Origin of the sequence: Moraxella tetraodonis (genome assembly GCF_022359095.1) — a bacterium.
Taxonomy (GTDB): domain Bacteria; phylum Pseudomonadota; class Gammaproteobacteria; order Pseudomonadales; family Moraxellaceae; genus Faucicola; species Faucicola tetraodonis.
In genome coordinates this window covers 1,182,615-1,196,929 of the sequence record NZ_JACSYB010000001.1, presented here as the reverse complement: position 1 = coordinate 1,196,929, position 14,315 = coordinate 1,182,615, and the positions used below count along the sequence as shown (strand labels likewise).

At 44.1% G+C, this 14,315-nt stretch carries 12 protein-coding genes; 7 read left to right on the top strand and 5 right to left on the bottom strand.

Going from position 1 to position 14,315, the window contains the following annotated elements; translation table 11 throughout:
* The first annotated feature begins 19 nt into the window (after positions 1 to 19).
* Entirely contained in the window at positions 20 to 475 is a 456-nt protein-coding gene (locus H9W84_RS05370; protein WP_065252602.1) for a DIP1984 family protein, read from the top strand.
* A gap of 213 nt (positions 476 to 688) precedes the next feature.
* Here H9W84_RS05370 and H9W84_RS05365 read toward each other — a convergent pair whose 3' ends face one another.
* Positions 689 to 1,411 carry a ribonuclease HII gene (locus H9W84_RS05365; protein ID WP_239742185.1) on the bottom strand — a complete coding sequence of 241 codons (723 nt, stop codon included), beginning with the start codon at positions 1,409 to 1,411 and terminating at the stop codon, positions 689 to 691.
* Positions 1,412 to 1,479: 68 nt separating this feature from the next.
* On the opposite strand from H9W84_RS05365, the gene purD reads away from it, so the two are divergent.
* Complete coding sequence (purD, locus tag H9W84_RS05360; protein ID WP_239742183.1) at positions 1,480 to 2,784, top strand: phosphoribosylamine--glycine ligase; 1,305 nt, start codon at positions 1,480 to 1,482, stop codon at positions 2,782 to 2,784.
* A gap of 173 nt (positions 2,785 to 2,957) precedes the next feature.
* Positions 2,958 to 4,373, top strand: coding sequence for an ABC1 kinase family protein (locus H9W84_RS05355; protein WP_239742180.1), 1,416 nt, complete (start codon positions 2,958 to 2,960; stop codon positions 4,371 to 4,373).
* A gap of 59 nt (positions 4,374 to 4,432) precedes the next feature.
* On the opposite strand, the gene lpxB is transcribed toward H9W84_RS05355, so the two are convergent.
* Positions 4,433 to 5,821: a lipid-A-disaccharide synthase gene (gene lpxB, locus H9W84_RS05350; RefSeq protein WP_239742178.1), complete on the bottom strand. Its 1,389-nt coding sequence runs from the start codon at positions 5,819 to 5,821 to the stop codon at positions 4,433 to 4,435.
* A 309-nt stretch (positions 5,822 to 6,130) separates the two neighbouring features.
* Here lpxB and H9W84_RS05345 point away from each other — a divergent pair, with 309 nt between their 5' ends.
* Positions 6,131 to 7,228, top strand: a complete 1,098-nt coding sequence (locus H9W84_RS05345; RefSeq protein ID WP_239743679.1) for a 3-deoxy-7-phosphoheptulonate synthase — start codon at positions 6,131 to 6,133, stop codon at positions 7,226 to 7,228.
* Positions 7,229 to 7,349: 121 nt separating this feature from the next.
* Here the strand turns inward: H9W84_RS05345 and H9W84_RS05340 are convergent, their stop codons facing one another.
* Together H9W84_RS05340 and H9W84_RS05335 are read right to left on the bottom strand one after the other, a co-directional pair.
* The gene (locus H9W84_RS05340) at positions 7,350 to 8,513 is read right to left on the bottom strand and encodes a PilT/PilU family type 4a pilus ATPase (RefSeq protein ID WP_219298603.1); all 1,164 of its coding nucleotides are present in this window, start codon (positions 8,511 to 8,513) and stop codon (positions 7,350 to 7,352) included.
* Positions 8,514 to 8,874: 361 nt separating this feature from the next.
* Positions 8,875 to 9,150: a SlyX family protein gene (locus tag H9W84_RS05335; protein ID WP_224053819.1), complete on the bottom strand. Its 276-nt coding sequence runs from the start codon at positions 9,148 to 9,150 to the stop codon at positions 8,875 to 8,877.
* Between the two features lie 104 nt (positions 9,151 to 9,254).
* On the opposite strand from H9W84_RS05335, the gene H9W84_RS05330 reads away from it, so the two are divergent.
* Together H9W84_RS05330 and H9W84_RS05325 are read left to right on the top strand one after the other, a co-directional pair.
* The gene (locus H9W84_RS05330; RefSeq protein ID WP_239742176.1) at positions 9,255 to 11,210 is read left to right on the top strand and encodes an ATP-binding cassette domain-containing protein; all 1,956 of its coding nucleotides are present in this window, start codon (positions 9,255 to 9,257) and stop codon (positions 11,208 to 11,210) included.
* A gap of 157 nt (positions 11,211 to 11,367) precedes the next feature.
* Positions 11,368 to 12,345 carry a pirin family protein gene (locus H9W84_RS05325; RefSeq protein WP_239742174.1) on the top strand — a complete coding sequence of 326 codons (978 nt, stop codon included), beginning with the start codon at positions 11,368 to 11,370 and terminating at the stop codon, positions 12,343 to 12,345.
* 53 nt (positions 12,346 to 12,398) lie between these two features.
* Here the strand turns inward: H9W84_RS05325 and ppnP are convergent, their stop codons facing one another.
* Complete coding sequence (gene ppnP, locus H9W84_RS05320; RefSeq protein WP_062330345.1) at positions 12,399 to 12,686, bottom strand: pyrimidine/purine nucleoside phosphorylase; 288 nt, start codon at positions 12,684 to 12,686, stop codon at positions 12,399 to 12,401.
* Positions 12,687 to 12,938: 252 nt separating this feature from the next.
* On the opposite strand from ppnP, the gene H9W84_RS05315 reads away from it, so the two are divergent.
* Positions 12,939 to 14,282, top strand: a complete 1,344-nt coding sequence (locus H9W84_RS05315) for a lytic murein transglycosylase (protein ID WP_239742172.1) — start codon at positions 12,939 to 12,941, stop codon at positions 14,280 to 14,282.
* Positions 14,283 to 14,315: the final 33 nt, after the last annotated feature.

Genomic DNA, 14,315 nt, shown 5'->3' with positions numbered 1-14,315 from the left:
GACCAATAAGGAGATAACCATGAAACTTGCAGAAGCTTTGTTACGACGTGCCGATATGCAAAAAAAGCTCGCCAGCTTGAAATCGCGCATTGCTGAAAACGTCAAAGTCCAAGACGGCGACACCCCAAGTGAAAACCCGAATGAACTGCTGCTACAAGCCAATCAAGTCATGAGCGAGCTGTATGCGTTAATAGACCATATCCATCGCACCAATGCCATCGCTGTCATGCCCGACGGTTCAACCATGCTCAGCACTTTAGTCAAGCGTGATGAACTTGCCGAACGCCATCGCCTGCTGCAAACTGCGATTGATAATGCTAAGACGGAAGGCGATCGCTATAGCTATCGAGAAATTAAATGGCAAAAAGTGATTGAACCGGTCAGACTGCAAAAACAAGCAGATGACATAGCGGTCAAACTCAGAAACTTAAATATCCAATTGCAAGCCGCTAATTGGCAGATTGATTTAGTATAAGCTAGTTTGAAAAAAGCCTACAATTTGCTATGATGGATTTGAACATACAGGGCGACTATCAGACCTTGTTTGGCGCGCTGTCCACCGAGAGGTTGAAAACAAATCGGGCACAGCTTGCAGGTCTGCGAGCAAGACCATCTTTTTACTCGTCATGCTCAGCACACTTTACTAGTTAAACTCGCCCAAAAGGCGACTTTAGACCTGCACTCATTACTACCGGATATTGACTGTATGTTCACCTTTTTTGTCTAAAATCCTCTGTTTGATGGGGGCAAAACTTTTGCGGTGCATGGGCAAAATGCCGTAATGTTGTATCGCTTGGATATGGGCGGCGGTGGGATAGCCTTTATGCTGCTCAATGCCATAATCAGGATATAACTTTGACAACGCCACCATGTCTCGGTCACGCGTCACTTTGGCAATCACACTGGCGCCACTGATACACGCATGTTTGCCGTCCCCTTTCACAATCGCTTGCTCATGGGTAATTTGCTGATAATTGGGCAAATCAAACAACACGGGCAGTTTATTGCCATCCACCATGACACTAAAGGTCGCCGTTGGGTATTGCGCTAACATTTGCGCCATCACGCCTGCCACTGCTTGTTTCATCCCTAGCAATGTCGCTTGTAAGATGTTGAGCTGGTCTATTAGACTGGCAGAAATTTTGACAACTTGATGCGCACTCGCCGTTTGTTCAATCAAGGAAAATAACGCTTCTCGTTTTTTTTCTGACAGTTTTTTGGAGTCAGTTAGCGCACTTAGCGGATGAGTGTGGCTAATACTCACACTATCAGCCGTGGGTAAATCAGTGCTGAGGCTATCTTCTTTGACAGATAAAATTGCCTTATCGAAGATGAGCGCACAAACCACCACATCGCCCAATAACGGCCCTCGCCCGACTTCATCTACGCCAATAATAAAATGCTTTGTCATTTAATTTAGATCCCAAAATTTGTTACAATGGCTGCCATACGGCTATTTTACATTTTTAAGGAAACAATATGAATATTTTAGTAATTGGCACAGGTGGACGTGAGCACGCATTGGCATGGCAATGCGCCAAAGATAGCAAAGTTAGCACAGTTTTTGTTGCCAACGGCAATGCAGGCACAGCGCTTGAACACAAACTACAAAATGTCGATTTAAACGTTAAAGACCATGCGGCGGTGATTCAATTTTGCCAAGACAATGACATTGCCTTTGTGCTGGTTGGTCCTGAAGCACCACTTGTGGCAGGTATGGTCGATGACTTAACAAAAGCAGGTATCAAAACTTGGGGACCCACGGCGTATTGCGCGCAGCTTGAGGGGTCAAAAGCCTTTGCCAAAGATTTTATGATAAAACACCATATTCCTACCGCCAAATACCAAACTTTTAGCGATGCCGAGCAAGCGATTGCTTATGTGAAAGCCGAAGGCGCGCCGATTGTCATTAAAGCCGATGGTTTAGCCGCAGGTAAAGGCGTGATTGTGGCGATGAGCGAACAAGAAGCCGTTGATGCCATCAATGATATGTTATCGGGCAACAAATTTGGTGATGCGGGCAGCCGTGTGGTGATTGAGCAGTTCTTGCAAGGCGAAGAAGCCAGCTTCATCTGTATGATAGATGGCAACCATATTTTACCGATGGCAACCAGCCAAGATCACAAACGTATTGGCGAAGGTGATAGCGGTCTTAATACAGGCGGTATGGGGGCTTACTCACCTGCCCCCGTGGTGACACAGCAAGTACATGACAAGGTGATTGCGCGTGTGATTCAGCCAGTGGTCGATGCCATGAACGCCAATGGCACGCCTTATACAGGATTTTTGTACGCAGGCTTGATGATTGATGACCACAATGACCCCTATGTGATTGAGTTTAACTGCCGTTTTGGCGACCCAGAAACACAGCCCATTATGATGCGCCTAAAAGGCTCAATGGTCGATTTGATAGCATTAGGGTTGGATGGCAATCTTCCCAAACAAACCGAGTGGGATGAGCGTCCTGCCTTGGGTGTGGTACTGGCTAGCAAAGGCTATCCAGAAAGCGCGAGCAACGGCGATGTCATCCATGGGTTACCAACGCTTGAGTCTCAGTATGCGCAAACGGATATGGATGTCAAAGTGTTCCATGCTGGCACCAAAGCGTTTGACAATGGTGAGATTATCACCAATGGCGGTCGTGTGGTTTGCGTGACGGCGCTCGGTGATAATATTTTGGATGCCCAAACCAAAGCCTTAGCAGTTTGTGGCGCTATTAGCTTCGATGGTATGCACTATCGCCGTGATATCGGTTGGCGCGCTATTCAATCTAGCGCCAAATAACCAACAACCAATAAGATGGCATTTAGACATCTAGCCACTGTCTTACGCCAAGTGGTTACGGCAAGTCTTAATCCACTTTATTAAAAATCGGTAACAACAATCAAAGCAAATCATGTGTTAAAATGATTTGCTTTTTATTTGGCTTTTTCTTTCAAAAACATTAGGCACCTTGTATGGCAAATCCGCAAAATCACGATAACCAACCGCTTGAACAGCTCAAAACCTCGGCGCTTGACCGTCGGTTATCGATTGCCAAAGCATCGCTCAATATCGGCAGACGATGGGCGACCAATAGCGCCTTTGGATTATTTAAGTCAAAAGAAGAAAAAGCGGTACAAAAACAAGCTTTTATGCGCGAGCAAGCCCAATATTTGGTGGATGAGCTGGGTAAACTCAAAGGCTCGGTGGTCAAAATCGGTCAAATGTTAGCCCTGTACGGCGAGCATTTTTTGCCCCCCGAAATCACAGAAGCCTTACAGACATTGAACAGTCAGACGACTGCTTTTTCATGGTCAATTATCGAATCAGCACTGCAAAAAGAATTGGGCGATACCATCCATGAGTTTGATATCGACCATATCCCAATTGGCACCGCTTCACTTTCGCAAGTGCATAGAGCAGTTCATAAAGCCACGGGCGAACAAGTGGTATTTAAGGTGCAATATCCCAATATCGCTGATGCCGTAGACAGTGACTTGGATTTGTTCCGCCAACTGCTTAGAGTCACCAATGTTGTCCCGCAAACGCGCCAACTCGATGATTGGTTTGAAGAAATTCGTGACCTGCTGCATCATGAAGTCAACTACCTCCTAGAGGCAGATACCACTGAGCTATTTTTTCAACGTTTTGTTGGGGATAGTCGCTATGTGGTGCCGCGCATCTTCAAAGCTTATAGCACCGATCGGCTGCTATGTATGACCTATGAAGATGGCGTGTCGATTTTGAATGAGCAAGTATTTGCGCTGCCACAAGAAAGACGGAATGCGATTGGGCAGGCTTCGATTGAAATTATGCTGCGTGAGATTTTTGAATGGGGCGATATGCAGACCGACCCCAATTTTGGCAACTATCTGATTCGCCTTGCACAGCAGCCTGATACACAGCTTGACCAATTGGTGTTATTGGACTTTGGCGCCATTCGTCAGTTTGATGACAATCTGCTACTCATCGCCCGTAATTTGCTGTTGGCAGGCTTTTTTCACGACCGTAGCAAAATGCGCCAAGCGATTGATCAAGCAGGCAAGCATTTTGAATTCTTTGCTAATCTTAGTGATTCGGTGAAAAATGATATGGTAGAGCTATGTTTGCTTGCCAGTGAACCCTTTAGTTTGCCAAGTCATAATCCGACGATTCCACCCCATGTACTTGATGTACATGGCAATTATATTTGGGCAAAAAGTGATTTACATAACCGTGTCATTAAGCTTGCCAGCAAATCAGCGACCTCAAAATCCTTTAGCGTGCCGCCTAAAGAGCTGATGTTTATTAGCCGTAAATTCATCGGCGCTTATACCTTTATGACTGTGCTTGATGCAAGAACCAAAGCGCATGATTTGATGGCAACATTCACCTCAGAAGATTGGACGTAAGTTTGCCATCATTATCACCGCGCCCAACTTGATAAAGCGTCAAATTTTGCCTGAGATTTTTACTGTTTTTTCCACGTCAGCCAATTGTCAATCACCGCATTGGCGGGGTCGATGTTGCTTTGCTCACGCAGCCATTCTGACGTTTGCCGCAAATCTCGCAGCTGCTCGTTATAGTTTTTAACTTTTAATGATTGCTGTACCACACGGCAAATATTGTCTGGGTTGGCGTCTTCTTGTAGCAATTCTGGTACGATTTCTCGACCTGCCAAAATATTAGGCAGTGCTACATACGGCACTTTGACTAGGCGTTTTGCCAGCCAAAAGGTCATTTTATTGAGTGAATATACCACCACCATCGGTTTACCCAGTAGCATGGCTTCAAGCGTGGCGGTACCCGATGCGAGCAGCACCAAATCTGACGCCGCCATCACCCGTTGGCTAAAATCCGCTTGTGTTTCATCACAGCTCACTGTGACATGATGGCGCACCTGCGCTGACTGGGCTTCCAGATATTGCTCTACGATAGTCAGTAGATGCTCGTTGACCGTTGGTACGATAAAGCATAGCTTATCATCCATAATCAACAGTTGATGAATGGCTTTGAGCATTTTTGGAAAAATCGCATCGATTTCACTGCGTCTTGAGCCTGGCATCACTGCAATAAGATGAGTCATCTCCATCTCGCCCATTTTGACAAAAAACTGATGATAGGTGGCATTATCCCAAATCAACTCACGGCGCAGCTCGTCCATGGGGGTTGTAAGCAAATTGTCATCAATGGTCTTGAGAAGTGAATGCCCGACACACACGGCAGGATGATCATGTTTTTGATAGACAGACAACTCAAACGGAAACAAACACAGCACCAAATTGGTGGCTCGTTTGATTTTCTCAATTCGCCCTTCCCGCCATGCCCATATCGATGGGCTGACATATTGCACACAATAAATACCGGCTGATTTTAACCGCTCCCCCAATCGTAAATTAAAATCAGGCGCATCAATGCCGACAAAAATATCGATTGCATTTTGTTTAAACGCCGCCAAAATCTCATCGCGTGCTTTAAATAAATCTGGCAAATGCTTAACCACTTCCACCAAGCCCATCACCGACAAACGAGACATCTCAATCACTGAGTTAAGCCCCTGCGCTTGCATCTGTGCACCACCCACGCCCACCCACACAATGTCATCACGCAAATTATTCATCTGGCGCATGAAGTCTGCCCCCAGCGCATCGCCTGAGACCTCGCCTGCTACGATACCAATGACAATCGGCTGAAATTTGGTTTTAGCCACGTTCTGTGGCAAGCTCTCTTCATTTAGCTTAGAAAAGCTCGCTTCGCTGACGTTATAAAAGCTGGCTGTGCTTGGGTTAACAATATCGGTTGCGAGTGTTGCGTTTGCAGCAAGGTCTGAAATGGTTTGTGCAGGGGCGTTAGCGTACATGAGATTAAACAGCCTTGTTTGGTTATCATTTTAAAAAAATATTTTAGGGGTAAACAGATGAAAAGTAAAACCATCAAAAAATTTAAATGACAGTTATTTGTTATTTTGTACTAGTATGCTGATACAATAACTGTTATACTGTCGCTATAGGATATGCAGATTACCCAAGCATCCAAAAAAACTTTGACCAAACAGATTTTATCAACTGCCAAACTAAAAGTAGGCTTTCCTACTGACTCAAGTAATGACATTATAAATTTTTTGGTTTATAGTGATTTTTTAAATTTTTGCCAACAGCCTGTGAGAATTATGACAACTTTTGCCAAAACTGATATCGCTGATGTAGATAATGTGAATATTGAAGCAATTTTACCGCTAGTGACGCCTGCGGAATTAAAAAACGAACTACCACTAAGCCCCAAAGCTATCGAGACGGTGACCAAAGGTCGCGAAACCGTGCGTAATATTTTAGACGGTAAAGACAAACGTTTATTGATGGTGATTGGCCCCTGCTCGATTCATGACGTTAACGCTGCCCATGAATACGCCGATAAACTGTTGGCTTTATCCAAAGAAATTGAAGACAGTATTTATGTGGTGATGCGTGTGTACTTTGAAAAACCTCGTACCACAGTGGGCTGGAAAGGCTTAATCAATGACCCAGACATGAATGATAGCTTTGATATCAATAAGGGCTTGCGTGTTGCGCGCAAACTGCTGCTTGATTTGAATGAAAAAGGCTTACCTTGTGCAACCGAAGCGCTTGATCCTAATACACCGCAGTATATCCAAGATTTAATTAGTTGGTCAGCCATCGGCGCACGTACTACTGAGAGTCAAACTCACCGTGAGATGTCTTCAGGTCTGTCTTGTCCAGTTGGCTTTAAGAACGGTACAGACGGCGGTATGACAGTAGCTGTCAATGCCATGCAAGCGGTCAAATCTGGTCATAGCTTTTTAGGTCTATCTGCCGATGGTCTGGTGTCTATCATCCAATCAAAAGGTAATCCATACGGTCATGTGGTGCTTCGCGGCGGTAATGGCAAACCCAACTATGATGCCACTGCCGTTGCCCAAGCAGAAAATGAACTTGCTAAAGGTAAAGTCTCAGGCAAAATCATGATTGACTCAAGCCATGCCAATTCAAATAAAGACCCTTACCTACAACCGATGGTCATTCAAAATATCGCTGAGCAAATCAAACACGGTAATCGCTCGATTATTGGGATGATGGTTGAAAGTCATCTTAAAGGCGGTCGTCAAGATTTGACCGCGGATTTGACCCAGCTTGAATATGGCAAGTCTATTACCGATGGCTGTATCGATTGGGATACCACGGTCAAAGCGATGCATGATTTACGTGATGCCATTAAAGATGTATTACCCACTCGCGAGTTGAATGAGTAACTGTTATTTTTTAAGTGATTAGTAATGAGTAAGTGATTATTAATTATTAATTGACTCTAGTTTTTCAAATAGCTGATTAAAACGCCCTGTGTTACTTGTTTAGTCACAGGGCGTTTTTTTATTAAAGCTTTAGCTCACTTGTGCTTTGCGTGTCGCCTTCACCGCGTCGGCTTTTAAGTTTGATTTGCAACCGCAGTTCGTTGGCAGAGTCGGCATTGCGAATTGCTTCATCATACGAAATGGCGCCTTCATCGTATAGATCAAATAAGGCTTGGTCAAAGGTTTGCATACCCAATTCTCGAGATTTGGTCATCAGCGCTTTAATTTCATGAAAATTACCCTTTAATATCAAATCCGCCATCAATGGGGTATTAAGCATAATTTCTACCGCTGCCCGACGACCTTTCCCATCTTCTGTACGAATCAAACGCTGCGAAATGATAGCTTTCATATTCGATGACAAGTCCATCAGCAATTGGTTACGACGCTCCTCTGGAAAAAAGTTGATAATACGATCTAAGGTTTGGTTGGCATTATTGGCATGCAAAGTGCCTAAACATAAGTGACCTGTTTCAGCAAATGCAATGGCGTTTTCCATGGTTTCAGTATCACGAATTTCCCCAATCAAAATCACATCAGGCGCTTGGCGCAAGGTGTTTTTGAGTGCGTTATGCCATGAATGACTATCCACGCCTACTTCACGGTGGGTGATCATGGATTGTTTGTGCTTGTGCACATATTCTACTGGGTCTTCGACGGTGATGATGTGACCTGCGGAGTTTTCATTACGATGGTCAATCATTGCCGCCAGCGATGTTGATTTACCTGACCCCGTTCCCCCTACGACCAACACTAACCCACGTTTTTCCATGATAATTTTTTTGAGCTGCTCAGGTAGCAGCAGCTGTTTAAAGTTGGGTATTTCTGCCGTAATAGTACGAATCACCATACCCACTTGTAATTGCTGCTGAAACACATTAACCCGAAATCGCGATACATTGGGCACATTAATCGCAAAGTTACACTCAAGATTGGTTGCAAATTCTTCGCGCTGTTTTTGGTTCATCAAACTATAGGCAAACAGTTTGGTTTTTTCAGCTGTCAGTGGTTGTTTATTGAGCGGTTTCATGAGCCCGTGATATTTAATACTGGGTGGAAAATCCGCTGAGATAAATAAATCAGAACCACCGATTTCTACCACTTTGGACAGCATATTAAACATGACTGTTTTGGCTTCATGTAATGTTTCTTCGGCAACACTGATTAAAGATTCATTATGACTCATATAGGATATTCCTAACAATAAATGAAAGCAGATTATTTGGTCACAGCACTATGCTTGCTTGAAATACTTGTGAAACTTATTTGCTATGCTGGTGAAAATTGATAGATACATGTACAAAATTTACGTTAAAAAAATGACTCATTTAACCTCTCATCCTTGCCTATCTTTGACGGCACGCCTTGATAAAGCATTGATAAAGCAGTTTGCGTTTGATATGTATCACGGTCAATTCTTGCCGAGGTTGTTGCTGATAGTCAGATGCAACTAGCTACCATTGTTTTTTCCTATTTAGGACATTGGCAGTCTATAGCGCATAAAACGCTTGCCATGTTGATAAAAATTTCAATTTTTGTCAATAAAATTAGTAATGCGGCGGTTTATCGCTAAGCAAATCAAACGGCTGAATTTGTGAGCCTTGCGTTTGAGTTTCCAATTTTTGATAAAGTAGCTGTAATTGCCGTTGTTGGTCAGCAATTAACTGGCTTTGCTCGGTAACGATATTATCAAGTTTATCCAATGTATCTTCCATAAACAGCACTTGCGTTTGTAAGTCAATCAACTCTTGGGTTAATTTTTCCACCATGGTAACCAACCCATTTTCATCGCTTGCCTGTTTTTGGTGATCTTTTTCGCTCATTTAGAATACCTCATAAGTTTCCCCACAATTTTTTGCCATAAAGTCTGCTACAATAGCCGCATTTTCCTATTATACAAATATTTTTACTAAACTTTGAGAAAGTTATGGCACTGATTCATTTACGAGATATTCATTTGGCATTTGGTATTGCACCGATTTTGGACGGTATTGATTTTAATATCGAACAAGGCGAACGCGTGTGTTTGATTGGGCGCAATGGTGAAGGCAAATCAACTTTGTTTAAGGTCATTAGCGGTCAAGTCAAGGCTGACAGTGGCGAATTCCAAATCAGTGGTGATTTGAAAATTGCCATGCTCGAGCAAGACATTCCAGAAACGTCGGGCAAAGTCAGCGACATCGTTATGGCAGGTGCCGGTGACGTGGCAACATGGCTGACAGCCTACGAGCAAGCCAGCGACAAATGCGCCAGCGGTGACATGAAAGCCTGCGAATTAATGTCAGATTTGCAGCATAAAATTGATGATGCCCATGGGTGGGACCTGACCCGCGAAGTACAGACCATGCTGTCCATGATGAACTTGGACGGCGACGCCGATATTAGTGAATTATCGGGCGGTCGCAAACGCCGTGTGCTGCTTGCCCGTGCGCTGATTACCAAACCTGATGTGCTACTACTTGACGAACCGACCAACCATTTGGATGTCGAAAGTATCGAATGGCTTGAGCAATTTTTGTTAAACGCGCAAGGATTAACCCTGCTGTTTATCTCGCATGACCGCTCGTTTATTGACAAAATCGCCACCCGCATTGTCGAGCTTGACCGCGGTATTCTACGCAGTTATGACGTCACCAAGCAAGCAGGCAATGTCAATAAAGGCTATGCCCGCTACCAAGAACTTAAAGAACAACAACTGAGTGCCGAAGAAAAAGCCAATGCCAATTTTGATAAAAAACTGGCTGAAGAGGAAGTTTGGATTCGTCAAGGCATCAAAGCGCGCCGTACCCGCAATGAAGGTCGGGTGCGCGCGTTAAAGGCGCTGCGTGAAGAACGTAAATCCCGCCGTGAGCAAGTCGGACAAGTTAATATCAGCATGAACGATGGCGACAACAGCGGCAAATTGGTTGCCAATGTCAAGCATCTCAATCTAGGTTATGGCGATAAAACCTTGGTAAAAGATTTTAACACCAGTATCATGCGTGGTGATCGTATTGGTATTATCGGTAAAAACGGTGTCGGCAAATCCACGCTCATTCATGCGATTTTGGATATTCCACAGCCTGATATCACCAAATCTGGCTCAGTAAAATTAGGCACCAATCTACAAATCGCCTTTCTTGACCAGTTGCGTGACCAACTTGATTTAGAAGCAACCGTGGTACAAAACGTCGCAGAAGGTTCTGATTTTGTAGAAGTGGCAGGTAAAAAGAAACATATCATCGGCTATTTGCAAGATTTCTTATTTGCCCCAGAACGCGCCAGAACACCCGTCAAAGCCTTGTCAGGCGGTGAGCGTAACCGCGTTTTGCTAGCCAAACAGCTACTGAAACCTGCAAATATCTTAGTACTTGATGAGCCGACCAACGACTTGGATATGGCAACCCTAGAGCTATTAGAAGAAGCCGTCGATAGCTTTAATGGCACCATCTTATTGATTAGCCATGACCGTACCTTTATGGACAACGTCGTAACATCAACTTGGGTTTTTGATGAAGATAGTGATGGCAATGGTATTGTCAAAGAATATGTGGGCGGCTATCAAGACTATTTGACGCAAAAATCCCGTGAACAAGCGATTAAACCCAAAGCGGACAAATCAGAAAAGACAACAGCAAAGCCCAAAGAAGCCATTAACACTGATGCGCCAAAAACTGATACAGTGAAGAAAAAGCTGAGCTACAAAGAACAGCGTGAATTAGATAGTCTCCCCAATGAAATCGCGCTACTCGAGCAAGAGCAAGCTGAACTTCAAGACAAATTAGCTGATGGCAGCTGGTTTGTGAGCGATATGGCAGCCGCTACCCAAGCCAGTGAACGACTCAACGAGATTGATGATTTGCTACTTGAAAAAATGGCACGTTGGTCAGAACTTGATGATTAAGACAAGTAAACAATTTATAAAGGCAAAGTTAGCAATTAACTTTGCCTTTTTTTATCTTTTATATTAGTTAATATTGACAATAACCAATATAATGTAATTTATACTTGAAAATAGCTTTTTTGCTCCTATATTAAAGCTATCAATAAGGAGAAAAATCATGGCCATGCAAAATAGCAAGCAAAATAGCAATAAAACCTATCGACAAGTGGATAAAATCCATGCCGCCCCACGCCCCCATTGGGTGGGTGATGGTTTTCATGTCAACCCTATGTTCAATCACATGGTGGGTGATAAACGCACCGATCCCTTTTTAATGCTCGATTATGCAGCAACACAGTATTTTGAGCCCAATGCTCAAGCCCCTCGCGGTGTCGGACAACATCCGCATAAAGGGTTTGAAACGGTGACTATCGCCTATGCAGGTGAAGTGTCTCACCGTGATTCTAGTGGCGGTGGCGGTACTATTAAGACAGGTGACGTGCAATGGATGACGGCGGGCAATGGCGTGATTCATGAGGAATTTCACTCCCCTGAATTTAGCCAAGCAGGTGGTGATTTTAGTATGGTACAGCTTTGGGTCAATCTACCTGCCAAAGATAAAGCCACGCCTGCCAAATACCAACATCTTGCCAATGATGACATGCCTGTGATCAGTCTACATGATGATGAAGGACTGCATGCAGGACAAGTTAAGGTAATTGCTGGGGAGTTTACCCCTACTGTCAATACCCAAGCCCCCCAGGATGATAATAAGGCACGCGGCATTGGCACGACTTTTACCCCCATTAACTTGTGGGATATCAGTATTGAACCCAATCGCTCAGTAGAAGTCGCGATTTCTCGCACTCACAATTTGTTGTTATTGTCGATGCAAGGCGATGTTATCATCAACGCTGATCACGACCAGCAAGCACACGCCAATCAATTAATCACTTTTGAGATTGAAAGTGGCGATACGGGCGAGGATTTTGTACGCTTAACGGCGGGCAAAGCAGGAGCGAAAATCTTGCTGATGAGTGGTGAGCCGATTAATGAGCCTGTGGTGGGTTACGGACCCTTTGTGATGAATAGTCAAGCCGAAATCCGTCAAGCCATCTTAGATTTTAATGCGGGGAAATTTGGCGGTATTCAATAAATTTTTCGGCTAAAAAAAGCGATATCATGGATTTGATATCGCTTTTTTATTTCTTATTTATCTTGGTAAGTGCAAAGATAAGCCGTTTCTTCGTCAATTTTTACCTTGAATTTTTGGTTGGCATCGACGGTAAAGGTTTCATGGGCTTTAAAAGTTTGCCAGTCAGTTTGGTTTGGCAACAATGCCGAGATAGCCCCGCTAATGACGGTCATGGTTTCAAATTGACTCGTGCCAAATTCGTATTCGCCTACTTTCATCACGCCCACGGTCGCAGGTAGGGTGGCTGTTTGAAAACCGATTGATGCCACATTCCCATCAAAATATTGATTGACTTTTAGCATAGTTATTCCTCAAAATTAGCTACTGTAAACCGATTATCATAAACTTTTTTGACCAATTATCAATCCTATTTTCCAAAAACACTGGCAAAACTGCCAAAATCTTGCAAATATTTTTCCGCAATTTTTGTAGTATTTTTATATCAATTATTCCTTAACAATTAAAATTTCCTATTTTTGTGCTATATTCAATTTTTTTACCACAGTTGTTATGTTTGTACGCATTTGGCTTGTATTAATTGAGGTTATTGCTCTATGTATGTTAAATATTCGTCGTCTATCGTCGCTTTATCGCTCTGTTTGTCGCATCGTTTAGCTGGTCAAAAACTGGCACTACCTGTCAGCTTAGCGGCCTTGTTGGCAGCTTGTTCATCAGCACCTATTCAGACCCAACCCCAAAAATTACCAGGTACGTTGCCGACTACCCCTGTGGTGATTACGGCACCCCCGAAAGTCACGCCCGTGCCACCTGTGACTGTTCCAACCAATCAATACAGCAGCTTTTATCAATGGAAATCGGATTTTATTGAGCGCGCCGTGCAAAAAGGTTACCCCCGTGCTGATGTTGAACGCTTGCTGTCAAGTGCCAACTACAGCGAGCAAGTGGTGTCACTGGATAAAGGGCAGCCCGAATTTGCCAAAATGCCTTGGGAATATATCGATGGTGCCGCATCGAGTGGTCGTGTCAGTGGCGGTCAGCGCAATTTTGCCAGCCAAAGCGCGCTACTTGATCGCATTGAAAATCAGTATGGTGTGCCGGCCTCTATTGTGACTGCCATTTGGGGTATGGAATCTTCTTATGGTCAAGGCACAGGCAACTCATCACTGGTCAATAGTTTGGCGACATTGGCATATGATGGTCGTCGCCGCAGTTTTGCAGAGGATCAGCTACTAGCGCTGTTGTCGCTGCTTGAGCGTGGTGATATTGATTGGTCGCAACTGCGCGGCTCTTGGGCAGGTGGCATGGGACATACCCAATTTATTCCCAAAACTTGGTTAGATGAAGCAGTAGATGGCAATGGTGATGGTCATCGTAACCCTTGGCATACCGCTGATGCGTTAGCCTCTACCGCAAGCTATCTCAAAAATGCCGGCTGGCAACGTGGTATGGGCTCGTACTATGAGGTACGATTACCAAATGGTTTTGATTATCGCCAGGTCAGTACCAAAAAAACCATGGCGGACTGGCAAAATTTGGGCGTTCAATTTATCACCCCAAATGCGCCCATGGATGCGATGGCAGAATTGTGGCTGCCCGCGGGTAAAGAGGGTCCTGCGATTTTATTAACCAAAAATTTTGATGCCATTAAGGTGTACAATAATTCCTCCAATTATGCCATGGGGGTAAGCTTACTTGCCAAAGCCATTATCGGGCAACCAGGCTTACAGCAATCTTGGCCGCGCTATGAGCAGCCACTTGCTACTTATGAAGTACGCCAACTGCAACAGCGTTTGACGGCAATGGGTTATGATACCAAAGGGTCAGATGGCGTCGTAGGCACCAATACTAAATTGGCATTTCAGCGCTGGCAAGCCGATCATAACCAAATCCCAGATGGATTTATCTCAAAACGCTCGGCAAATGGGCTGATTAATTAAGGTATTTCTTCATAAAAAAGCCACCGAATGATT